At 61.1% G+C, this 23,573-nt stretch carries 16 protein-coding genes; 13 read left to right on the top strand and 3 right to left on the bottom strand.

Going from position 1 to position 23,573, the window contains the following annotated elements; translation table 11 throughout:
* Positions 1-123: 123 nt before the first annotated feature.
* A complete protein-coding gene (locus tag LCW13_RS06880) occupies positions 124-1,623 on the bottom strand; it encodes a carbohydrate porin (RefSeq protein WP_107335101.1) in 1,500 nt (499 codons plus the stop codon).
* 423 nt (positions 1,624-2,046) lie between these two features.
* On the opposite strand from LCW13_RS06880, the gene LCW13_RS06875 reads away from it, so the two are divergent.
* The 11 genes from LCW13_RS06875 to LCW13_RS06825 all read left to right on the top strand — a co-directional run bounded on the left by LCW13_RS06875 (position 2,047) and on the right by LCW13_RS06825 (position 17,011).
* Complete coding sequence (locus LCW13_RS06875; RefSeq protein ID WP_225347884.1) at positions 2,047-3,315, top strand: ABC transporter substrate-binding protein; 1,269 nt, start codon at positions 2,047-2,049, stop codon at positions 3,313-3,315.
* 15 nt (positions 3,316-3,330) lie between these two features.
* On the top strand, positions 3,331-4,305 hold the full coding sequence (locus tag LCW13_RS06870; protein ID WP_175090552.1) for a carbohydrate ABC transporter permease: 975 nt from the start codon (positions 3,331-3,333) through the stop codon (positions 4,303-4,305).
* A gap of 11 nt (positions 4,306-4,316) precedes the next feature.
* On the top strand, positions 4,317-5,159 hold the full coding sequence (locus LCW13_RS06865) for a carbohydrate ABC transporter permease (RefSeq protein WP_084208934.1): 843 nt from the start codon (positions 4,317-4,319) through the stop codon (positions 5,157-5,159).
* Positions 5,160-5,185: 26 nt separating this feature from the next.
* Positions 5,186-6,826 carry an alpha-glucosidase family protein gene (locus tag LCW13_RS06860; protein WP_175090568.1) on the top strand — a complete coding sequence of 547 codons (1,641 nt, stop codon included), beginning with the start codon at positions 5,186-5,188 and terminating at the stop codon, positions 6,824-6,826.
* A gap of 45 nt (positions 6,827-6,871) precedes the next feature.
* The gene (locus tag LCW13_RS06855) at positions 6,872-7,978 is read left to right on the top strand and encodes an ABC transporter ATP-binding protein (RefSeq protein ID WP_175090554.1); all 1,107 of its coding nucleotides are present in this window, start codon (positions 6,872-6,874) and stop codon (positions 7,976-7,978) included.
* Between the two features lie 151 nt (positions 7,979-8,129).
* Complete coding sequence (locus LCW13_RS06850) at positions 8,130-9,779, top strand: alpha-amylase family glycosyl hydrolase (protein WP_024950906.1); 1,650 nt, start codon at positions 8,130-8,132, stop codon at positions 9,777-9,779.
* 38 nt (positions 9,780-9,817) lie between these two features.
* On the top strand, positions 9,818-11,485 hold the full coding sequence (locus LCW13_RS06845) for an alpha-amylase family glycosyl hydrolase (protein ID WP_404813678.1): 1,668 nt from the start codon (positions 9,818-9,820) through the stop codon (positions 11,483-11,485).
* Between the two features lie 125 nt (positions 11,486-11,610).
* Positions 11,611-12,882, top strand: a complete 1,272-nt coding sequence (locus LCW13_RS06840) for an ABC transporter substrate-binding protein (protein ID WP_404813681.1) — start codon at positions 11,611-11,613, stop codon at positions 12,880-12,882.
* Positions 12,883-13,018: 136 nt separating this feature from the next.
* Positions 13,019-14,737, top strand: coding sequence for an alpha-amylase family glycosyl hydrolase (locus LCW13_RS06835; RefSeq protein WP_088743466.1), 1,719 nt, complete (start codon positions 13,019-13,021; stop codon positions 14,735-14,737).
* A gap of 145 nt (positions 14,738-14,882) precedes the next feature.
* Complete coding sequence (locus LCW13_RS06830; protein ID WP_176426456.1) at positions 14,883-15,938, top strand: LacI family DNA-binding transcriptional regulator; 1,056 nt, start codon at positions 14,883-14,885, stop codon at positions 15,936-15,938.
* A gap of 80 nt (positions 15,939-16,018) precedes the next feature.
* Positions 16,019-17,011, top strand: a complete 993-nt coding sequence (locus LCW13_RS06825; protein WP_024952240.1) for a nucleoid-associated protein — start codon at positions 16,019-16,021, stop codon at positions 17,009-17,011.
* A 106-nt stretch (positions 17,012-17,117) separates the two neighbouring features.
* Here the strand turns inward: LCW13_RS06825 and LCW13_RS06820 are convergent, their stop codons facing one another.
* Entirely contained in the window at positions 17,118-17,996 is an 879-nt protein-coding gene (locus tag LCW13_RS06820) for an ABC transporter substrate-binding protein (RefSeq protein WP_024952241.1), read from the bottom strand.
* A 357-nt stretch (positions 17,997-18,353) separates the two neighbouring features.
* Here LCW13_RS06820 and LCW13_RS06815 point away from each other — a divergent pair, with 357 nt between their 5' ends.
* Complete coding sequence (locus LCW13_RS06815) at positions 18,354-20,381, top strand: TonB-dependent receptor domain-containing protein (RefSeq protein WP_225347880.1); 2,028 nt, start codon at positions 18,354-18,356, stop codon at positions 20,379-20,381.
* Positions 20,382-20,778: 397 nt separating this feature from the next.
* Here LCW13_RS06815 and LCW13_RS06810 read toward each other — a convergent pair whose 3' ends face one another.
* On the bottom strand, positions 20,779-22,113 hold the full coding sequence (locus LCW13_RS06810) for an aspartate aminotransferase family protein (protein ID WP_225347879.1): 1,335 nt from the start codon (positions 22,111-22,113) through the stop codon (positions 20,779-20,781).
* A gap of 109 nt (positions 22,114-22,222) precedes the next feature.
* Between LCW13_RS06810 and LCW13_RS06805 the strand changes: the two genes are divergently transcribed.
* Complete coding sequence (locus LCW13_RS06805; RefSeq protein WP_225347878.1) at positions 22,223-23,296, top strand: DEAD/DEAH box helicase; 1,074 nt, start codon at positions 22,223-22,225, stop codon at positions 23,294-23,296.
* The last annotated feature ends 277 nt before the right edge of the window (positions 23,297-23,573 follow it).

Here is a 23,573-nt window from a genome sequence, read left to right as displayed (position 1 = left end):
ATCTCGCTCGTCAGTTTTCGGTCAGCGTCTCAACCATCCAGCGATGGTGTTACAAAAAACCCGCGGCTGACCGCGGGCAAGATCGAAACACTGGCAGGCGATGATCAGCTTGGCATCCTGCTCCTAGAACCATACCTCGCTCTGGACACCGAAGGCCCATTCGCCTCCCGTGAAGCCTGCACTCCCGAGGGCATCGTCTTCGGAGTAATCATTGAGCTCCTCATCCCAGTCACTCCAGGACGCGAACAGGCGAATTTCCGGACGCTTCCAGAAGCCACCGACTTCAGGCTTGAAGGTCGGTGCAATGGTGAACTTGCGATACCCGCCTTCCACGGCATTGCCTGTCGAGCCGGGGTCCAGGTCCATCCATTGATAGCTCAGCTCGTACTGCATCTCGAAATTCGTCGTCAGCTCATTGGCCAGACGCGCATTGAAGGTCGCCCAGGAATACTCATCTCCGTCGTCGTAGCGATCTTTGCTCACCTCTGCCAGAACGGCTGGTGCGAAGCGCCACTTGGGTGCGAGATAGGTCGTGCCGTAAAGCCCCAGGCGAGTAGAGGTGGCGTCATCCGTCAGGTTCCCGTCAGCCCCGATGACCTTGGTCTCCGCGCCGAGCCCGCGGCCATGCAGCACGGCGGCCTTGAAGCTGCCATCGGCGAGGCCAAAGAAGCTGTCGCCATGGTAGGCCAGCATGGTGTGGAAGCCGGAATCGGCCGCTTCGGCCCCCGTGTCCATGGCGCGCTCTTCATTGTCTGCCGCCGACAGGGCACTGACCATCCACTGCCAGTGGCCGACATAGTTGTTCATGGTGAACGTCAGGTTGTCGGTATTACCGCCAGTATCGGAGTCCTCTGTCGGGTATTCACTGTAACTGCGCCCGTAGACCGAGAAGTTGGCTTTCCAGTCATCGGCAAGCTGGACGTCGTAGATACCTGCGCCGGTCCCGGCGAGGAAGATGAAATCGCTGTCTAGCCAGTGGATATCGAAGTTGTCCCGATCGAAGCGCTTGCCCGCCCAGATGGAGGAGTTCTCGAAGGCGCCGGTAAAGCTCGGCAGATCGCTCAACTCCACGAAGACCTGTCGTACGTTCAGACTGGATTCGTCCGAGGTCCAGTCGTTACTGGTCTCTACTCCGTCGGCAATCATGGTGCGGTAAAGCGCCTTCGTCCCGTTGTCGTAGCGGGTCTTGTAGTTGAATACCGACTCGACGTAGGTGTCGGGCTCGTTCCCCAGCCGCCCGACCGCCCCGCCCACCGAGCCCGCCGGCGTGAGATAGGGGCCGCCTTCGATGCTCTTGCCTCCTTCGCCGATCAATAGCCCAGAGCGAGCATAGGCATTGAAGGAGAAACCTTCTTCGCCACTGGCCTGGCGCTCGACGGCCGCCAGACGCTCTTCGAGGTCCTCGGTCTGCGCGGTCACGCGCGCGGGTTGATCAGCCTCATTCGACTGGCGCTGAACGGCCATCGCGCGCTCTGCCTCGGCGGCGCGACGCTCAGCCGCTCTGGCCCGTTGTTCGGCGTCATCGATACGCTGTTCCAGCTCTGCGAGCCGCGCCTCGATATCGCCTGTCCCGTCGGCATTGGCGAGTCCACTGGTGCTCATGACCGCTATGGCAACGGCCATGACAAGTGGGGTCTTGAGCGGGTGCTGAGGGGGAGTTGTCATGTTGAAGAGAGCCTTTGTTGTTGTTGACGAATCACTCGCTTGGCGATGATCAGCGAAGTGGCGCCCGAATCATTGGCGTTGGCGTTGGAGGGGTGGCCACATTCACTTAATCGTTTAAGACCCTAGTGGCAATCTGGTGCTCCAGACACACGACTTATGTCGAAATTCGACCAAAGGGGAGCGATCACCGCGTAAAACTCCCATTTCTGGCGACATATCGGTGACAGCAAGACCAAAGTTCAGGTTGCGGATATCGACGCCAATCGCTTGACTGTGACTACGCCTTAATCGATTAAGAAACCACCATCGGACGACGTTGTGACTCTCCCCCACCCAGACGTCCGATGCGGGTCAAACAACAACAAGTGACGAGGATCCACCATGCAACGCAAGACGTTAATCGCCTCAAGCTTCGCCCTGCTGGGAGCGGCCACCACCGCCCCTGCCTTGGGCGCGGACCTGACCATCTCCTGCGGTGCGGTCGGGGCCGAACTGGAACTCTGTGAACAGGGCGTCGCTGCCTGGGAAGACAAGACCGGCCATGAGGTCGATATCGTCTCCACGCCCAATTCCTCGACGGAACGCCTCTCGCTCTATCAGCAGATTCTGTCAGCGCAGTCCGGTGACATCGACGTCTTGCAGATCGATGTGGTCTGGCCGGGTCTGCTCGGCAATCACCTGCTTGATCTGCACCAGACGCTCGGCGAAAAGGCAGCGCAGGGCCACTTCAAGACCATCATCGACAACAACACGGTCGATGGCCGCCTGGTGGCCATGCCCTGGTTCACGGATGCCGGGGTGCTCTACTACCGCAAGGACCTGCTGGAGAAGTACGGGTTCGCACCGCCCGAGACATGGCAGGAGCTGACAGAGACTGCCACGCAGATCCAGGCCAAGGAACGCGAGGCCGGCAGCGAGAAGATGTGGGGTTACGTCTTCCAGGGGCGTGCCTATGAGGGCCTGACCTGCAATGCGCTGGAATGGGTCGCCAGCAACGACGGTGGCGCCATTGTCGATGCCGATGGCGAGATCACCGTCGACAACCCCAATACGGCCTCCGCTCTCGACCTGGCCGCCAGCTGGATCGGCGAGATCACCCCGCAAGGGGCGCTCAATTATTCCGAGGAAGAAGCCCGCGGCATCTTCCAGTCCGGCAACGCCGTCTTCATGCGCAACTGGCCCTACGCCTGGTCGCTGACCCAGAGCGATGACAGCAAGGTGGCTGGCAAGGTCGGGGTGGTCAAGCTGCCTCACGGTGCCGAGGGAGAAAGCGCGGCGGCGCTGGGTGGCTGGAACCTGGCGGTCTCGAAGTACAGCGAGAACCCCGAGCTCGCCTCGCAGCTGGTGGCCTTCCTCACCGGTGAGTCCGAGCAGAAACGCCGGGCCATCCAGGCCGCCTACAACCCGACCCTCACGGCGCTGTATCAGGACGAAGAGGTGCTCACCGCCGTGCCCTTCTTCGGCACGCTCTACGACACCTTCACCAATGCCGTGGCACGTCCGTCTGCCGTCACCGGTGACAACTACGGCCAGGTCAGCAACGCCTTCTTCAATGCGACCCACAGTGTGCTGAGCGGCGAGCAGAGCGGCGCCCAGGCCGTGGCTCAGCTGAAGGGCGAGCTGGCTCGCATCAAACGTCGTCGCTGGTAACCCGGGAGGTTTCGCATGACAACCACGCTCAATGAGTCAGTGCCGACGGACACGCCCTCGGCCCGGACCCGCAAACGCGGTACCAAGGTCAGACGCCAGCGGGTACGTGCGGCCTGGACCTATCTCGCGCCGATGCTGGTCGCGCTGGCCCTGGTGGCCGGCTGGCCACTGCTGAGAACCTTCTACCTCAGCTTGACCGATGCCTCGCTCTCGGACACGACCGGCGCCGCCTTCATCGGCTTTGAAAACTATCTCGTGAAGGACGACGGCGTCTGGTACGGCCTGCTGGCTGACCCGGTGTGGTGGAATTCCGTCTGGAACACCGTCTATTTCAGCGTCATCTCGGTGTCGCTGGAAGTTGTCTTCGGCATCATCGTGGCCCTGCTGCTCAACGCCGAATTCAAGGGGCGCATGCTGGTCCGCGCCGCGGTGCTCATCCCCTGGGCCATCCCGACCATCGTCTCCGCCAAGATGTGGGCCTGGATGCTCAATGACCAGTTCGGAATCATCAACCACCTGTTGATGGGGCTGGGGCTGATCGATGCGCCACTGGCCTGGACGGCGGATGCCGATCTTTCGATGTGGGCCGTGATCATGGTCGATGTGTGGAAGACCATCCCCTTCGTGGCACTACTGGTACTCGCCGCGCTGCAGATGCTGCCCAAGGACTGCTATGAGGCCGCCGAGGTCGATGGCATCCACCCGGTGAAGGTGTTCTTCCGTGTCACCCTGCCATTGATCACCCCGGCCCTGCTGGTCGCTGTGATCTTCCGCCTTCTCGATGCACTGCGCGTCTTCGATGTCATCTATGTGCTGACCTCCAACTCGTCGAGCACCATGACCATGTCCATCTACGCCCGCCAGCAACTGGTGGAGTTCCAGGACGTGGGCTACGGCAGTGCCGCCTCCACGATGCTGTTCCTGATCATCGCGCTGGCCGTCGTGGTCTACCTCTACCTTGGCCGCCGCCAACTGGGAGTGGAGAAATGAATCAGACTCCGATGAACCGCTACCAGCTGACCCGACTCGCCAAGCATGTCGGCAAATGGGCCTTGATCGCCATCATCATCGTCTACGCCGTGTTCCCCTTCTATTACGCGGTGATCACCTCACTGAAACCGTCCAGTGAGCTGTTCGAGGTCAACTACTGGCTGACCTCTCTGGACTTCAGCAACTATGCCCAGATCTTTGCGCAGAAGAGCTTCCTACAGGCGATCGGCAACTCGATCCTGATCGCCTTGAGCGTCGTGTTGATCGCGCTGCTGCTGGGCATCACCGCCTCCTATGCGCTGGGGCGCGTGCGCTTTCGCGGCCGCTCCACCGTGATGCTGATCATCCTCGGGGTCTCGATGTTCCCTCAGGTCGCGGTGCTCTCCGGGCTGTTCGAGGTGATTCGCAGCCTGAATCTCTACAACAACCCCGGTGGCCTGATTCTCAGTTACACCATCTTCACGCTGCCCTTCACCGTCTGGGTACTGACGACCTTCATGCGTCAGCTGCCCATGGAACTGGAAGAGGCCGCGATCATGGACGGCGCCACACCGTGGGAGACCATCACCAAGGTCTTCCTGCCCCTGATGTGGCCGGCCATGGCCACCACCGGGTTGCTCGCCTTCATCGCGGCCTGGAACGAGTTCCTGTTCGCCTTGACCTTCACGCTGACCGACAGCGAACGCACCGTGCCGGTCGCCATCGCCCTGATCTCCGGCGGCAGCCAGCATGAGCTCCCCTGGGGCCCCATCATGGCCGCCTCCGTCACCGTCACCATACCGCTGGTCATCCTGGTGATGATCTTCCAGCGCCGCATCGTATCCGGCCTGACCGCCGGCGCCGTCAAAGGATAATTTTCATGTCATTGCTCGAAGCCCAAATGCAGACCTCCTCCAACTGGTGGCGCGGTGGCGTCATCTACCAGATCTACCCGCGCAGCTTCCTGGACAGCAACGGCGACGGGATCGGCGATCTGCCGGGCATCACCGCCAGACTCGATTACGTGGCCTCCCTGGGCGTGGATGGCATCTGGCTGTCGCCCTTCTTCACCTCTCCGATGCTCGACTTCGGGTATGACATCAGCGATTACCGTGATGTCGACCCGATGTTCGGCACCCTGGAGGACTTCAAGGCCCTGCTGGAGCGCGCTCACTCGCTCAATCTCAAGGTCATGATCGACCAGGTGATCAGCCACACCTCCGACCAGCACCCCTGGTTCCAGCAAAGCCGTCAGGACCGCACGAATGACAAGGCCGACTGGTTTGTGTGGGCAGACCCCAAGCCCGATGGCACGCCGCCCAACAACTGGCTGTCGATCTTCGGCGGCTCGGCCTGGACCTTCGATTCGCGCCGCCAGCAGTATTACCTGCATAACTTCCTGACCAGCCAGCCCGACGTGAACTTCCATCACCCGGAGGCCCGTCAGGCTCAGCTCGACAACATGCGCTTCTGGCTGGAACTCGGCGTCGATGGCTTCCGACTGGATACCGTCAACTTCTACTTCCACGATCAGGCTCTGCGCGACAATCCGCCAGTGCCAGCAGGCGAAGCCAAGACACTGGGCGCGCCGGATTCCAACCCCTATACCTGGCAGCGCCACGTCTATGACTTGAGCCGCCCGGAAAATCTCGACTTCCTGAGAGACCTACGTGCCCTGATGGATGAATACCCCGGCACCACCACGGTCGGTGAAATCGGTGACGACAAGCCGCTGGAGCGCATGGCGGAATACACCGCTGGGGGCGACAAGCTGCACATGGCCTACGGATTCGATCTGCTCAATGCGCCGCATTCCGCAGGCTATATCCGAGAAGTCATCGAGCGCTTCCAGCGCCTGGCCGGTGATGCCTGGCCATGCTGGGCCCTGTCAAACCACGACGTGGTGCGCAGCGCCACCCGTTGGGGGGCCCACGAAGACCCGGTGTCCTACCCCAAGGTCGCCCTGGCCATGGTGTTGTCACTGCGCGGCAGCGTCTGCCTCTACCAGGGTGAGGAGCTGGGCCTGCCAGAAGCCGAGGTGCCCTTCGAGCGTATTCAGGACCCTTACGGCAAGGTGCTGTGGCCGGAGTTCAAGGGCCGTGATGGCTGCCGGACCCCCATGCCCTGGCGTCAAGCGGCGCAAGGGGACTTCTCAAGTGTCGAGCCTTGGCTACCGGTCGATGAGCGCCACCTGCCACTGGCCGTGGCCAACCAGGAAGACGACGCTAACTCTGTGCTTCATGCCACGCGGATTCTGCTGAACTTCCGCCGTCAGCATCCGGTCTTGCGTGAGGGGGACATTCAACTGGTCGACGTGGGGGACGAGCTTCTGGGCTTCCTGCGTGAGCATGACGGTCAGCGCATGCTGTGCCTGTTCAATCTCACAGGCACTGAACTAAGTACCGCGCTGCCGCAAGCCTACGCAGGCGGCGCGCGTCTTCTCAAGGGCACGGGTTTCACTGCCGAACTGGATGAGGCTCAGCCCCAGACAGCGCGCCTGGTACTGCCGCCCTATCAGGCTGCCTTCCTGGCACTCGACTAACCTTCTTTCGAAAGCCGGTGCCGAGCACCGGCTGGGAGTCGCAAGATGACAAGCGTAACCCTCTCCAAGATCAACAAGACCTTCGGCAGCACGCACATCATCAAGGACCTGGACCTGAAGATCGGCAGCGGAGAATTCGTGGTCTTCGTCGGGCCGTCAGGCTGTGGCAAGTCGACCTTACTGCGCCTGATCGCCGGGCTGGAATCGATCACCGAGGGTGAGATGCATATCGCCAACGATCTGGTCAATGACCTCCCCCCGCGTGAGCGCGGCGTGGGCATGGTCTTCCAGTCCTATGCCCTCTACCCGCACATGACGGTGTACGAGAACATGGCCTTCGGCCTCAAGCTTGCCAAGACCGACAAGGAAAGCGTCGAACAACGCGTGATGGAGACGGCGCGCATCCTTCAGCTCGAGGAGTTGCTGCACCGCAAGCCCAAGGCGCTTTCCGGCGGCCAGCGACAGCGCGTCGCCATGGGGCGCGCCATGGCGCGTGAGCCGAAGATCCTGTTGTTCGATGAGCCGCTCTCCAACCTGGATGCCTCACTGCGGGTGCAGATGCGCAATGAGATCGCCCGCCTGCACCACCGCCTGGGCTCCACCATGGTCTACGTCACCCACGACCAGGTCGAAGCCATGACCCTGGCCGACAAGATCGTGGTACTGCGTGATGGCCGTATCGAACAGGTCGGCAGTCCCCAGACACTTTATCAGGCACCGGCGACCCGCTTCGTGGCCGGCTTCATCGGCTCCCCGACCATGAACTTCCTGCCGGCGGAGCTATTGAGCAGCGATGCCAATAACTGTCGCATCACGACGGCCGGGATCGGCGAGCTGGGCCTGCCTCGCGATGCCGGTAGCGAGCGCGTTGGTAGCCGTCTGATGCTGGGGGTTCGTCCCGAACACCTCTGCCTGGAAGAGGCCCGTGGCGACAACGCCTTCGAGATCGTCAACGTCGAGTACCTGGGCAACGAAGTCTATGTCTATCTGGATCCGAAAGTCGGCGACAGCCTGCTGATCCACCGCAGTGAAGCCCCCAGTCAGTGGAAGATCGGCCAACGCGTCGCGCTGGTGCCGGACCTGGAGCACGTGCATCTCTTCGACAGCCAGGATCGCGCGCTGAGCCTGACCCAGCAACGCCAGGCAGCCTGACGTTCAGGGCCTGTTCTGCAGGGCTTTTTCTCGAGGGCCTGGCAGCCAGGACTGAGTGTCCAGCGCCTGCTCACGGCGCCTCAGGCCAACCGCTTCATTCTCCGCAAGGACCCCACGGGCGGGAGCCATGGTTCCCGCCCAGGAGACTCGCATGTCCACGATTCGAGACACCCAGGTGTCGGCCCACGATTGGTGGCGCGGCGCCGTCATCTATCAGATCTACCCGCGCAGCTTTCAGGACAGCAATGGCGATGGCATCGGTGATCTGCCGGGCATCCTCGAGCGCCTGGATTACATCGCCTCGCTGAATGTCGATGCGATCTGGCTATCCCCCTTCTTTACCTCGCCCATGAAGGACTTCGGCTATGACATCAGCGACTATCGCGATGTCGACCCGATGTTCGGCACCCTGGAGGACTTCGACCGTCTGGTCGAGGCAGCGCATGCGCGCGGCCTGAAAGTCATCATCGATCAGGTGCTCTCACACACCTCCGACGCCCACCCGTGGTTCGAGGAAAGCCGCCAGAGCCGCGATAACCCGCGCGCCGACTGGTATGTCTGGGCAGACCCCAGACCCGATGGCGCACCGCCCACCAACTGGCAATCGATCTTCGGGGGCTCCGCGTGGCAATGGGACACTCGCCGCTGCCAGTACTACCTGCACAACTTCCTGATCGAGCAGCCGGACCTCAACTTCCATCACCCCGAAGTCGTGACGGCCATTCTTGAAGAAGTGCGATTCTGGCTGGAGCGGGGGGTGGATGGTTTCCGCCTGGACGCCATCAACTTCTGCACACATGGTGAGCTAAAGGATAACCCGCCGCGGCGTGAGATCGCCGAGGGCTTCATTGGCGTGCGCCCGGACAACCCCTACGGCTATCAACAACATCTTCACGACAAGACCCAACCCGAGAACCTCGCCGTTCTCGAACGGCTGCGGAGTCTGCTCGATGAATACCCCGGCACCACCAGCGTTGGCGAGGTCGGCGACGATGACTCCTTGCGCGTCATGGCCGAGTACACCCGGGGCGACCAGCGGCTGCACATGGCCTATTCCTTCGATCTGCTGACCGAGAACGCCTCACCCGGCCACCTCCTGGCGACCCTACAGACGATGGAAGCGCAGATCGGGGACGGCTGGCCGTGCTGGGCGCTGGGAAATCACGATGTCACACGTCTGGCAACGCGCTGGGACGCCGAAGCCTCGCCGGCGCGCCTGCGCCTCTATCTCGCCTTCCTGCTGACCCAGCGCGGCAGCGTCTGTCTGTATCAGGGCGAAGAACTGGGGCTGAGTGAAGCCCAGCTACGCCATGACCAGTTGGTGGACCCCGCCGGCATCACCTTCTGGCCACGCTACAAGGGACGCGACGGCTGCCGGACGCCCATGCCGTGGCAGGCCGGTGAGTCACATGCGGGCTTCTCTCGCGTGTCTCCCTGGTTGCCGGTTCCCGACTTCCATCATGCCTTGGCCGTCGACCATCAGGAACACGACCCGGCATCGCTGTTGAATGCCAGCCGGGAGCTGCTCGCCTTCCGCCGCCGTCACCCCGCCCTCAGCCGAGGAGAGATCCACTTCCACTCGCTGCATGAGGAAGTCATCTGCTTCACGCGTCTCTCAGGCGGCGAGTCGTTGCTGATCGCGCTCAACTTCTCTGCTCAGGCCCTGACTCTGGAGACCGCCTGGCGAGCGGAAGCCCTCGAGGATGCCCCCGGCATGATCAATGGTCACTGGCAGGCAGGTCGCCTGACGCTGCCGCCCCACGGCGTTGCCATCGCGCGCTGTGTTGGCGAGGTGCACTGAATCTCCCGCTTGCCGATCACGCGACTCACAAGGAGGTCATGATGACCCTGTCTCAACTCGATCCTCACGCACGCCTCGACTGGTGGCGTGGTGCCACGATCTATCAGATCTACCCCCGCAGTTTCATGGATGCCAACGGCGACGGCATCGGCGACCTGGCCGGCATCATCGAGCGCCTGCCCCATGTGGCCAGCCTCGGCGTGGATGCCATCTGGCTGTCCCCCTTCTTCACCTCGCCGATGAAGGATTTCGGCTATGACGTCGCGGACTATCGGGATGTCGACCCGATGTTCGGCCACCTGGAGGATTTCAAGCACCTGGTCTCGCAAGCCCACCAGCTGGGGTTGCGCGTGATCATCGACCAGGTGCTGTCTCACAGCTCCGATCAACACGTCTGGTTCCAGCAAAGCCGTCAGGACCGCCACAACGCCAAGGCCGACTGGTATGTCTGGGCCGACCCGCTCCCGGATGGCAACCCGCCCAACAACTGGATGGCAGCCTTCAGTGGTCGCGCCTGGAGCTTCGATGCCAAGCGTCGCCAGTACTATCTGCACAACTTCCTGGCCAGTCAGCCGGATCTGAATTTCCATCATCCCGAGGTGCGCCAGGCGCAGCTGGACAACCTGCGCTTCTGGCTGGATCTGGGGGTGGACGGCTTCCGCTTCGACGTCGTCAATTACTACTTCCATGACCGCGCCTTGACCGACAACCCGGCGATGGCGCGCGAAGGCGTCAACCCGGGCAACCCGCAGAGCTATCAGCGGATGCAGCACAATATCGAGCAACCGGAGAATCTGGCGTATCTGGAGCGCATCCGCGACCTGCTCGATGAGTACCCGGGCACCACCAGTGTCGGCGAGATCGCCGGCAATGACCCTCTCCCGACCATGGCTGCCTATACCGCCGGCCAACGCCGCCTGCACATGGCCTACACCTTTGACCTGCTCAACAGTGATGGCGATGCCCGCGCGCTTTACGACGTGCTGACGCGCTTTGCCGAGCAAGGCGAAGACACCTGGCCTTGCTGGGCCCTGTCCAATCATGACGTGGAACGCAGTGCGACCAGCTGGGGAGAATCGCGCGCCCTGCTCGCCCTGACGATGTTGTGTTCGCTGCGTGGCAGCCTGTGCCTCTATCAGGGAGAAGAACTGGGGCTTCCCGAAGCGGAGCTGGCCTTCGAGGACCTGCAGGACCCCTTCGGCATCAACCTGTGGCCCGAGATCAAGGGCCGCGATGGCTGTCGCACGCCGATGGTCTGGGATGACAGCCTGAACGGTGGGTTCAGCCGCTGCGCGACGAAGTCCGGCGTTGAGGCCACGCCCTGGTTACCGGTCTCCCCACGCCAGTTGCCATTGTCGGTGGCGCAGCAGGAAAACCGTGATGACAGCTTCCTGTCGCGAGCACGTCGCCTGCTGCGCTATCGCGGGACCAGCCAGGTGCTGCGCGAGGGCGATCAGACCCTGATTGCTCCCGAGCGGCTCCCGGACAACGTCTTCGCCAGCGTGCGCCAGCATGGAGCGCAACGCCTGCTGTGTCTGGCACACCTCGGGACAGGCGATACGCCGAGCGTGATCGACCCGAGTCAACTGGCGCCAGATATCACCACCTGGACCACCCTCGAGATCGCCGGTGTCACGGCGACACACGCCTCTCACCACCCCCTGTCGCTGATGCCAGGCAGCGCCATGTGGCTCGCCCTCAACTGACGCCTGGCAGATTCGATGCTTCACGGGATGCTCGGTGGATGACGGTCATCCCGGACGCCGCAACAACAATCACAATGATGGAGTCGCACGCCATGCCTTCTGTTATCAGCACCCCACGCCAACGGATGCTCACGACCCTCAAGGGTAGCGCCGGTGCCCTGTTGTTGAGCGGGGCCTCATTGACGGCACCCCTCGCACTGGCCACCGAGGTCACGATTGCCTGTGGCCCTGGCGGAGATTCCGACATGTGCCCGGAGCTCGCCCAGCAATGGGCTGAGCAATCCGGCAATCGTGTCAATGTGATCTCCACTCCCAACGACACCACCGAGAAGCTCTCGCTGTATCAGCAGCTGCTGAGCAGCGGCTCCAGTGACATCGACGTGCTGATCGTCGACATGGCGTGGCCAGGGCTGCTCGACGATCACCTGGTCGACCTTTCCCGCTATCTGCCCGACGACGCCACCGAGGGCTTCTTCCCCGCGCTGGTCGACAACGGCACCGTAGAGGGACGTCTGGTGGCCATGCCCTGGTACACCGACGCAGGCGTGCTCTATTACCGCAAGGACCTGCTGGAAAAATACGACCAGCAGGTGCCGGAGACCTGGCAGCAACTCACCGAGACGGCGCGCACGATCCAGGCGGCGGAACGTGACGCCGGCAATGCCGATTTCTGGGGATACAGCTTCCAGGGGCGCGCCTACGAGGGGCTGACCTGCAACGCACTGGAGTGGGTCGCAAGCCAGGGCGGCGGCACCCTGGTGGATGATGCCGGTGAGGTCACCATCGACAACTCGCGCGCCGCCGAGGCACTCGATCTTGCCGCCTCCTGGATCGGCAGCATCGCTCCGGAAGGTGCGCTGAATCATACCGAGGAGGAGTCACGTGGGTTGTTCCAGTCGGGCAATGCGCTGTTCCTGCGCAACTGGCCCTATGTCTGGAAGCTCAGCCAGGCCGAGGGCAGTCCGGTGGCAGGCAAGGTCGGCATGTCCCCCCTCCCGCATGGCCCGCAGGGCGAGTCACGCGCAACCCTGGGCGGTTGGAATCTTGCGGTATCACGCTACTCGGAGCACCCACAGGCCGCAGCGGAGCTGGTCGCCTACATCACCGCCGCCCCGCAGCAAAAGGCCCATGCCATGAAGATGGGGCGCAACCCCACCATCGAACACCTCTATCAGGATGACGAGGTGCTGGCGAGCAACCCCTCGATGGGGGAGCTCTATGAAGCGCTCAGAACCGGCGTCGCGCGCCCGGCCTCGGTGACGGGCGATGCCTACGCTCGCGTCTCCAATGCCTTCTTCAACCGCACCCATCAGGTGCTGTCGGGCGAGGAGACCGGTGCTCAGGCGGTGGAAGCGCTCGGGAGAGAACTCACCCGCATCGGACGCCGCGGCTGGTAACGCCAACGGCCTCACCCCGCCAGGCCTTGCGCCTGCAGACTGATGACGCCCGGAAGGTCTCGCGCAGAGACGCGGGGCCTTTCCGGCGCTCTAGCATGCCCGTGACCCCTGCCGCCTCGACAACAAGGATCGTGCAATGACATCTACCCAACTCCATCGCCATGCCGCACACGACTGGTGGCGCGGCGCAACGCTCTATCAGATCTATCCGCGCAGCTTCATGGACGCCAATGGCGATGGTGTCGGCGATATTGCCGGCATCATCCAACGTCTGGACTACCTCGCGACCCTGGGGGTGGACGCCATCTGGGTCTCCCCCATCTTCACCTCGCCCATGCAGGACTTCGGCTATGACGTCTCGGACTACCGTGACATCGATCCCCTGTTCGGCACTCTGGAGGACTTCTCGCGGCTCGTCGCCCGCGCACATGAGCTCGGGCTGGGCGTCATCATTGATCAGGTGCTGTCACACAGCTCCGATCAGCATGCGTGGTTCCGGGAAAGTCGCCAATCCTGGGACAATGCCAAGGCTGACTGGTATGTCTGGGCGGACCCGCGCCCGGACGGCGGTGCGCCCAACAACTGGTTAGCCGCCTTCGGTGGCCCGGCCTGGACCTTCGATTCACGGCGCTGCCAGTATTATCTGCACAACTTTCTCGCCAGCCAGCCGGACCTGAACTTTCATCATCCGGAGGTGCGTCAGGCACAGCTCGACAATCTGCGCTTCTGGCTGGAGCTGGGCGTCGACGGGTTCCGCTTCGACACCGCCAACTTCTATTTCCATGACCAGGCGCTGACGGACAATCCGCCGTCCTCGGACGACTACCGTAGCCGTGGGCATCCCCGCAGCTATCAACTGCTGAAACACAATGCGGATCAGCCAGAGAATCTCGACTATCTGGAAGAGATTCGTGCCCTGCTGGAGGAATACCCCGGCGCCACCAGCGTCGGCGAGGTCGGAGGCAGCGACCCGCTTCCCGCCATGGCAGCCTACACCGCGGGCCAGCACCGCCTGCATATGGCCTACACCTTCGACCTGCTCAACAGCACGGGCGATGCCGTGGACTTGCACGCCGTTCTGGCACGCTTTGCCGAGCATGGCGAAGACGCCTGGCCGTGCTGGGCATTGTCCAATCATGATGTTCCGCGCAGTGCCAGCCGCTGGGGGAGCGCACGCGCCTTGCTGGCTCTGACGGTACTCTGCTCATTGCGGGGCAGCCTCTGCCTCTATCAGGGCGAAGAGCTTGGATTCGAGGAAGCGGAGCTGAGCTACGCCGAGCTGCAGGACCCCTTCGGAATCGCGCTATGGCCCGAGGTCAAGGGACGCGATGGCTGTCGCACGCCCATGGTGTGGGAGCCTCAACGCAATGGTGGTTTCTGCGCTGACTCCCTGTCGCCCTGGCTTCCCGTCCATGCCCCTCATCAGTCACAGGCGGTCTCGCTGCAACAAGAGGCGTCCGAGAGCCTGCTGAATCGCGTTCGCAAGCTGCTGGAACTGCGTCGCAAGAATGCGACGCTGAAGACGGGGCAACAGATGCTCATCTCCCCGTCCGAATTGCCGAAGGGTATCTTTGGTGTGATACGTCACACCCCTTACCAGCAGATGGTGTGCCTGGCCAATCTGGCACACGAAACAAGTCACGACCCGGAACACGACAACGCCCCCGTCATGCTCGATCTGCCGACCCTGCTGGGCTTCCGAACGCCTCTTGGCCAGCGTCATGTCCCGATAGAGATCGTCTCGTTGCCCGGCATGGCAACGCCCTCGCTTGAAGCAGGCCAATTGAGGCTGTTGCCGGGGATGGCTGTCTGGCTGGTCGTGCCAACCGATACCCCGCATGTGCAGGACCGCTAGCAAGCGTTGCCCGGCTGGACACCTTGTGCGCAGTTGACCGCTCGTTCGGCCAACTCCCTCACTTTCTGGGCATTTCTGGTACGTGGCGATATGCTATCTCTGCACTTAATCGTTCAAGCTTTTCATCTTCAGGAACCCGACGCCTGTGTCATCGCCTCGCCGCATCACTCTCAAGGAGCTAGCCGCACAACTCGGCGTCTCCACCGCCAGCGTCTCCAACGCCTTCAACCGCCCCGACCAGCTCTCGCCAGCATTGCGCGAGCGGGTGCTCGAGGAGGCCAGACGCCTTGGCTACCGTGGCCCGGACGCCAAGGCGCGCAGTCTGCGCACGGGGCGCTCACGGATCATCGCCGTGGTACTCGCGGAGACGCTGACCTACAGCCTCAAGGACGCCGTCGCCAGCGAACTGCTGTCGGGCATCGCGGAAGTGCTGGATGCTCACGGCCATACCCTACTGCTGCTTTCAGGCCGCCAGAATGCCTCCCAGGTGCCCGGGTCTTCCAGCATCGCCGATGGCTTCATCGTCTACGGGCTGATGGCCAGCATGGCGCTGGTGGAAGAACTCCAGAGTGCGGGTCACAAGCCTATCGTGGCCGTCGACTTCGATCTGGGCGATCACCCCGCCATCCATGTGGATGATGAGCCCGCCTGCTACGCCATCGCGCAACATGCCTTGCAGACACCCGCCAGTCGTATCGGCATCGTCAACCTGCGCCTGACCGACACGCCCTGCAATGGCCCCATCACCGATGCCCACGCGCTGATTCCGACGGGTCAGACAATCACCCGCTCACGTCTGGCAGGTTTTCATCGCGCCCTGACTGAGCGAGAGGTGGCTTTGGAAGACGTCGCGATGTGGAACATCGAGGAAAACACCTATGAGGTCTGCGCGCCGGTGCTGGCAGAGATACTCGACCTGCCGGCCGGCGAGCGGCCAGACCTCCTGCTGTGCATGTCAGACCGTATTGCTCTGACCGCCGTGACCCTGGCCGAACAACGTGGCATCCGAATTCCCGAGGATCTGCGTATCACCGGCTTCGATGGCATCGAGGAAGGACAATATCGGTCACCGCGCCTGACCACCGTCCACCAGGACAGTACCGAGAAAGGCCGCCTTGCCGCGCGAATGATTCTGGGGCTGGAGCCCGCGTCATCACACCGGCTCTCGACACAGCTGATCCAGGGCGAGACCTGTCCGTGAGGAGGTGTCGCCAGGAGTGACGCTATGGGGCGTGGCAGGTATCATCCCCAGCCCGTTCATCGCAGCCGAGGGAGGTTTCCATGCCGATCCTGCACAGCATCATTCACCGTATCGACAAGGGCAATAGCGAGACGCCGGCCCAGCTGGTGCCTGCCGCCACTGCCCTGCCGGCATCCGATGCACTGGAGGATCTGGTGTCCGGGCTCAATGATGCCTACCACGGCAAGGCCAAGAACTGGGGCCGTTTCAATGAAGACGCACCTGCCGCCTTCCCCGCCGAGCTGGCGTCTTTCCTCGCAGGTGATAGCGATTTCGCGAGCCTGACCCAGACGCTTGCCGGTCGACTCATGCCGTTGATCGATGACAACCTCCCGACAGGCGGTCATCTGCTGGTGGTGGATCACCAACAGGGCGAGACGCGTCACCTGTTCATGGCGTTGCTGCACCATCGTGACGGCTTCGCGATCGACGAGTCCCTCGCGGTAACCCCCGCCCGACAGCTCAACATGACCCAGATGTCGCTGGCCGCACGACTGGATATCAGTCAATGGCAAGGCAGCTCGACGTCTCACCCCTATCTGTCCTGGGCGCGCGATCGCGGACGCACCAAGCTCGCCGAGGCCTTCGCCGAAACGCTGGGCGCACAGGAGCAGCGGGATGCCGGTCAGGAAACCCGCACCCTGCTCAAGGCCTTCAGCGACTACGTCGAGAAGGAAGACATGGCCGAGGAGGCCAGTCGCGAGAAAACCGATACCCTGGTCGACTACGCCACTGATCAGGCCAAGCTCGGCGAGCCAATCACGCTGGATCAGTTGTCTGAGCTGATCGATGAAGAGCACCCGCAGGCCTTCTACGACCACATTCGCAACAGCGACTATGGGCTGTCACCGGAAATCCCGCCGGACAAGAAGACGCTCAACCAGTTCAAGCGTTTCACCGGGCGCGCCGCGGGCGTCTCGATCAGCTTTGATTCGCACCTGCTGGGCGACTCGGTGGAATACGATGAAGCGAGTGACCGTCTGATCATCAAGCAGGTCCCGACGGGCCTGCGCGATCAGCTCAAGCAACGCTGAAGCCTCTGATCAGACGACATCACCTGATGCACACCCGGCAGACACACGAAGGCCAGGCAGATGCCTGGCCTTCGTGTGTCTGACAAGAAACCGTGTGCCCCGGCCTTTACAGCCCTTCGAGAACTTCATTCATCTGAGCACGTACACTCTGCAAGCCATTGCCGGAGAGATACCAAAGCCCCGGGGATAGCACGGTGACACCAATGTCCGCGCCGCCAGCATCGGCCAGCGCGGCCTCAAGCGCGTCAGCATCCATCGGGGTCTGGCCAATGGCAGCACTGCGATCGACCACATAAAGAGCATTCGGCGCCATCTCGGCAATATTCGCTGGCGTCAGCGGGTAGAAAGTACGCGCACCACGGCTGACCGGCTCCACGGAATCCGGCAACGCCGGCTGTTCGATCTGCAGCAGCTCAGTCACTACCGGCTCGTTACGCAAAGCATAGCGACCGTCATTGTGAGTCACGACCAGCACTCGAAGATCGTTAACGAGCCCCTCCCGTGCCGTATCGATTGCAGACTCAAGCGCTGCAAGATGATCGTGCGCCTTTTCCTCAGCATGATACGGGGACGCCAGGCTCAGCACCTTGTCACTAAATGCTTCGAAGTAATTGCCTTCTTCGAGAGTGACATCACGCGTCTCCGCCACAGCCTTGAGCGCCTCAAGCGATCCAGACTGACGGCCGGTGACCAGAATCAGGTCCGGCTCCAATCCCGCGATCGCCTCGACATCAGGCTCCTTGAGTCCGCCGACATCTGCTCGATCTTTGATCAAATGCGACACATAGGCGGGTGCAGACTGATGTGGAACCCCGACGAGATGCTCGGCCAAGCCCAGCTCATCCAGCGTATCGGCAGCGCCCCAGTCCAGACTCACGACGGAAGGGCCATGCTCTCCCCCGGCGACTTCGTGTGCCTGTGCACTCAAGGGTAAAGCAGCCAACAACAGAGTAGAGACAGACAAGGTGAGCCCAGTGACGTTCATCGACATTCCCTTTATTGAATAATAATTAATATCATTTGTGTTTGCGATCCTAGCACGACTATTTCCTCAAAATCATGCAACTGTGCGTTGCATAACCCGCAATTTACGAACGACTCCATGCCATCACCAAGGGTTGCGTAGAACGCAACTCTGTCAACAAAGAAACACACCTAAACTAAAAAATACGAATGTTTATCATTTGTTTTCTTAAACACGAAAAAAAGATCGACACTGATGCGATGATGCCTGTCGTATTCCCAACCCGAAGTCGACGTCAACAGAGCACTCAGTGGCCCACAACCCTAAAAAACTCGTGGCTCAATAACGACATAATCGCGACCTCAAGGATCCAGGAACATGACAGTCCCCGCACTCCCCTTTGCTCGATCGGCCTTGGCTATCGGTATCGCCGCCGCTTGCCTACCTGCTGGCGTACAGGCTGACGACTCCAGCCAGTTGGAACCTGTGGTGGTGACAGCTTCCGGCTACGAACAGGTGATCTCGGATGCCCCTGCCAGTATCTCGGTCATTACCGGCGAGCAGCTCAACAAGCAGTCGTACACGGACATCACAGATGCCATGGATAATGTGCCTGGCGTCTATGTCACGGGGGGCGGGAATTCTCAGGACATCAGTATTCGAGGGATGGACAACAGCTACACGCTTTACATGATCGATGGCCGCCCTCTCTCGGCTGGCCGCTCCGTCAATACCAATGGCAATGATGAAGGCAAGCAGATTGGCCTCCCCCCAATCTCGATGATCGAGCGAGTGGAAGTGATTCGCGGACCGATGTCATCGCTGTACGGCTCACAAGCCATGGGCGGCGTCATCAACATCATCACAAAAAAAGTGGCGGATGATTGGTCGGGGTCTGTCACGACGGAATACACCCATTCGCTCAACGACATCAGCAATGACGGGCAGCAACTGAGCTTCTATACCAGCGGGCCGCTCATCGAAGGCCTGCTCGGTCTCAAGGTCCACGGAAACTGGACCGGTTATGAAGAGAGCGATTACCAGGGCGGTAGCGACAATGCTGAAAGCATGCCCGACAGCGACACACGTCAAGGAGGTGCCGAGTTCACGCTGACACCAGATGAGGACAATGCGTTCACGCTCGGCTATACCGCCTCCAAGAAAGAATACACTCACAATGCTGGCGTGAGCATCGCAGATGATTCCGAAACCAGTCGTTATCGCTACGACAAGGATGTCTATACCCTTGGCCACAAGGGAAGTTACGGCAGCTTCCTCACGGACACCTATCTGCAGCACGACATCTCGGAGAACGTGCTGGATTCCGATGATGAGAAACGCGAAGAAGTCACCACGCTCAACAACCAGACCACGTACTTCTGGGGCGACCATATGCTGACCTTCGGCGGTCAGTACAAATTCGAGCAGCTGACCGATGAGACCAATGGTTTGCTGGATTCGAATGTCCCGGGGGCCGTCGATAACGTCGATCGCTGGATCGCGGCGCTATTCGTCGAGATGGAATGGAGTCTGACCGAGGACCTCAACGTCACCACCGGCTTGCGCTACGACGATGACGAGCTGTTTGGCGGACATCTCTCGCCGCGCGTCTACGCCAATTATCACCTTGATCCGCAATGGACACTCAAGGGCGGGGTCTCCACGGGCTACAGCCAACCGAGTCTATCCGCTGCGACAGAGGGCTTCGGTCGTCTAACCGGTCGGGGCAGCGCTGTCATCATCGGTAACGAGGAGCTGGATCCGGAAACCAGTACCAATTATGAGCTGGGCACCGTCTTCCAGAACCAGTCAGGCACGCTCAGCGCCGGCGCCACCCTGTTCTACACCCAGTTCAAGGACAAGATCTCCGAAGACCGCCTCTGCCAGGGCCCTGATGAAGGTTTCTCCGATCCCGCCTTCCGCGAGTGCAGCTATGCCGGCACTGATTACTATTTCGTCAGCACCTACCGCAACATCGACGAAGCTGTCATGCAGGGTATCGAGCTGTCACTGGACTATGCCATCACGCCAAGCGTGAACCTGAGTTCCAGTTACACCTACACCGACTCCGAGCAGAAAAGTGGTGAATTCAAGGGCGAGCCCTTGAACAAGGTCCCGGAACATATGCTCAACGTGGCACTCGACTGGCAGGCTACTCACGACCTCAACCTGTGGGCACAGGGGAACTACCGTGGCGAAACCAGTGATTACCTGTCACGTACCAGCATGAGCGAAGGCACGCCGAGCTATACCTTCTTCGATGTGGGTGTCGTCTATGCCTTGAACGAGAGCGCTCGCGTCAAGGCTGGCCTCTACAACATCGCTGACAAGGAAGTCACCAATGACACCTACGGCGTGGTGCTGGATGGCCGCCGGTTGAACCTTGGGCTGACCATGGACTTCTGACCCTCGACTAGATCCACTCATGCTTACGCATCAAGGGGAGCCGAGGCTCCCCTTGATGCGTTGCAGCTCATGGTTTTAAAACAAGACGTCAGTCATGACGGGCCGGTGTCTTCATCAGCAGCTTCCATCAGATCCACGAGACTCGCTGCCACTTTCCTCCAGCAACCGCTCGCGGAAGGCTTGCACCTTGGCAAGCGTTGCCCCCAGGCCGATGAATCACGTAATAGGCCAAGGAAGAAGCGCATATCACCTCATCGAAAAGTCTCGCCAGACGCCTGCAGCAATTACATCATGAGCCATTAGCTCACGAGCCAGTGCAATACCCTGCTTATCAATTGCAACCTGCCGCACCGAAGCGGAGTTATTCACCGATGATCCATGACGTATTGCGAGTGGGTTACCTGGAAGTCGTTCTCAAGGATTGCTCAAACCTGTCCAGGAAGAGGTCGGCTTCCGAGCGTTCGATGCACAGTGGCGGGCGAATCTTCAAGGTACTGCCGGACTTGCCGGCCCCGCCGATCAAGACGCCATTGCGCTTGAGGTCGTTGATCAACGCCGTGGTGCGCTGGGCGTCCGGCGCTCCGTCACGCGTCGGGTCACAGAGATCCAATCCCAGGAACAGCCCGGCGCCTCGTACATCGCTCACCTCCTCGAAACGTGCCTGAATATCTTGGAGCTGTCGCTTGAAGTACTCGCCTTGACGTGTGGCATTGGCCATCAGGTCTTCCTCGGCGATCACGTCCAGCACCGCCGTGCCCGCCGCCACGGCCACCGGTGAGCCGCCGAAGGTATTGAAGTAGCCCACATCGGCGTTCAGCACCGCCAGCAACTCCTCACGTGCCGCCAGCCCGGACATCGGGAAGCCATTGCCCATCGGTTTGCCCATGGTCACCACATCCGGCCTCACGCCGTGGCGCGAGAAGCCCCACATCCCCTGCCCCGTGCGCCCGAAGCCGGGCTGGACCTCATCAGCGATGAATAGCCCTCCCTGTGCCTGCAGCATCTCGACCGCGGGCTTTAGAAAACCGTCGGGGTCCGCGTAGATGCCATCGCTGGAAAAGATCGAGTCCACCAGCAAGGCCGCACATCCGTAGCCCCGAGCATCCAGCTGCTCAATACCATGCCGTACCTGCTCAGTGAGCCAGGCTGCGGGGTCCGATTGCTGGGACATCTCGGAAATCGGCAGGATATGGACATGATCCGGTGGCGTGCCCTGCTTGTAGGAAGACGGTGACACCTCGGTCACGGCCGCCGTGTTGCCGTGATAGGCCGCCTCGGTGACGATGATACCCTGCCGGCCCGTCCAGCCACGCGCCAGCCTCAGCGCCATGTCGTTGCTTTCACTCCCGGTACACATCATGACCAGCCGATTGAGCGCTGTCGGCAGCGTGTCCAATACGCGCTCTGCATAGCGATGAATACCTTCGTGCAGGTAGCGGTTGTGCACGTTAAGGGTCCCCATCTGCTCGGCGACCGCCTGGACCACGCGAGGATGGCAGTGGCCGATCGACGGCACATTGTTATAGACATCCAGGTAGCGCTTGCCTTGATCATCGAACAACCAGACCCGCTCCCCCCGGACGATGTGCAGCGGCTCCTCATAGAAGAGCATGGACGTAGGCCCTACCGTTTCCAGCCGCTTGCGTACCAGTGCGCCGATTCGCGCATCTGCCTTGTCGATGTGCGCCATGCTGAAGGCGTTCTGATCCAGAATCCCGCGTACCTTTTCCATCACGCCATCCTCACAAAGCCACCATGCCGCCGGCGCGACAGCATGCGCCGCAAAAAACGCCTACACCAGCTCGGCAGCCACCGGCGCCAATCAATGGGGATTGGCACTCTTGGCATTGGAGCGCGATGTTCGCTTTACGCTCGCCTTGTCAGGCACTCCTTGGCGCACTGATGGCAGTTGCCTTCCGATGCTGCGTTATATGGCACCGAGCCATGAAGACGCCTCAGCGTCCGAGCCATCGGCGCCAACCCTGCCATCGGCGGACAGTGACCGCCTCGCGCTGATCCCAGACTTCACTTATCCCCTGCGTGATGCCATCCAGGATGATGTCTGCCGTACTCCCCAGATATACCTGATAGATAATGACGACATACGTCTGGTGGCAGAACAGCAGGCGCAGCGTGAGACACTGTATTACCAAAGCATCCCAGCCCTGTTGCGTCATCCAGGGGTGCATTACGCCGCCTTGCTGCGTCACCCGGGGCCTCAGCAGCATTTGCTGGACGTCAGCTGCCAACGCTTGCGACAGCTTCAGGAGAAAGACCCGACCGCCGCAGGATTGGTGGTGGCATCCAACATTTCCCATGCGGAAGACATCGCTGATTGTCTGAAACAGATGGGACAGACGGTGTGTCTGGTAACCAGCCAGACGGAAGGGGCGCACGCACGACTTGAGGCCTTTCGCTACGGCCATACCTCGTGGATTGTCTCCGTCAACATGGTCAGTGAAGGGATCGACATTCCCCGCTTGCAGGTATGTTGCTACCTCAGCCACGTCAGGACCGAACAGTATTTTCGTCAGGTGCTAGGCCGAATCATACGGCGTCGACATGCACAAGATGATGCGTGCTATTTCTATGCACTCAACGAAAGCACGTTACGGCACTACGCCTACCGGCTGTTTGACGACTTACCCGACGAGCATGCTGCGATCCAACTGGATCCCTTCTCTTCCCCGACAACACCCGCCCCAATCGTCTATCCAGCCACAGATTCGATAGCCTCCAACGACCCTGGCACGAGCGGAGAACTCCCCACGATTGAAATGCATGGCGCGCCACATGCTCAGGCCCCCATGAGTGAGTGTGTGAGCCTATCAGAGGGAATACGAGAGATGACTCTCGATCTGGCAAATGATGTGGCGTTCTCCAACGCCTTCTTGGCGCGCCTGGTATCGCTCTGACCACAGGCAGCGATTCGGCTGCACCGCCTGCACGACCAGGCAGATGATTTCACTTTTCTTCAACCTCATCCCAGAGATAACACTCACATATCATGCACTTGCTAGTGGTATCCCTCCAATAACCCTAAGCATGCGTGACTCTCGACTTTCCATGCCTTCTGAGGCATGCATTTCGGGTTGGCTGATTTACGAAGAGTGATAGCGTGAAATTGGTTGGCCGCCTCACAAGCGCATGTCGGCCATCATTCCAACTTTTCGACATCGATGGAGATCCCTC

The sequence above is a fragment of the Cobetia amphilecti genome (genome assembly GCF_020217465.1).
In the GTDB taxonomy this organism is placed as follows: Bacteria; Pseudomonadota; Gammaproteobacteria; order Pseudomonadales; family Halomonadaceae; genus Cobetia; species Cobetia amphilecti.
This window is presented reverse-complemented; position numbering and strand designations above follow the sequence as displayed.

Excerpts from the sequence above, each read along its gene's own strand:
- LCW13_RS06850 (WP_024950906.1), top strand. The coding sequence starts at position 8,130 with ATGTCCACGATTCGAGACACCCAGGTGTCGGCCCACGATTGGTGGCGC.
- LCW13_RS06815 (WP_225347880.1), top strand. The coding sequence starts at position 18,354 with ATGACAGTCCCCGCACTCCCCTTTGCTCGATCGGCCTTGGCTATCGGT.
- LCW13_RS06820 (WP_024952241.1), bottom strand. The coding sequence starts at position 17,996 with ATGAACGTCACTGGGCTCACCTTGTCTGTCTCTACTCTGTTGTTGGCT.
- LCW13_RS06860 (WP_175090568.1), top strand. The coding sequence starts at position 5,186 with ATGCAGACCTCCTCCAACTGGTGGCGCGGTGGCGTCATCTACCAGATC.
- LCW13_RS06865 (WP_084208934.1), top strand. The coding sequence starts at position 4,317 with ATGAACCGCTACCAGCTGACCCGACTCGCCAAGCATGTCGGCAAATGG.
- LCW13_RS06825 (WP_024952240.1), top strand. The coding sequence starts at position 16,019 with ATGCCGATCCTGCACAGCATCATTCACCGTATCGACAAGGGCAATAGC.
- LCW13_RS06845 (WP_404813678.1), top strand. The coding sequence starts at position 9,818 with ATGATGACCCTGTCTCAACTCGATCCTCACGCACGCCTCGACTGGTGG.
- LCW13_RS06835 (WP_088743466.1), top strand. The coding sequence starts at position 13,019 with ATGACATCTACCCAACTCCATCGCCATGCCGCACACGACTGGTGGCGC.
- LCW13_RS06875 (WP_225347884.1), top strand. The coding sequence starts at position 2,047 with ATGCAACGCAAGACGTTAATCGCCTCAAGCTTCGCCCTGCTGGGAGCG.
- LCW13_RS06870 (WP_175090552.1), top strand. The coding sequence starts at position 3,331 with ATGACAACCACGCTCAATGAGTCAGTGCCGACGGACACGCCCTCGGCC.
- LCW13_RS06855 (WP_175090554.1), top strand. The coding sequence starts at position 6,872 with ATGACAAGCGTAACCCTCTCCAAGATCAACAAGACCTTCGGCAGCACG.
- LCW13_RS06810 (WP_225347879.1), bottom strand. The coding sequence starts at position 22,113 with ATGGAAAAGGTACGCGGGATTCTGGATCAGAACGCCTTCAGCATGGCG.
- LCW13_RS06880 (WP_107335101.1), bottom strand. The coding sequence starts at position 1,623 with ATGGCCGTTGCCATAGCGGTCATGAGCACCAGTGGACTCGCCAATGCC.
- LCW13_RS06840 (WP_404813681.1), top strand. The coding sequence starts at position 11,611 with ATGCTCACGACCCTCAAGGGTAGCGCCGGTGCCCTGTTGTTGAGCGGG.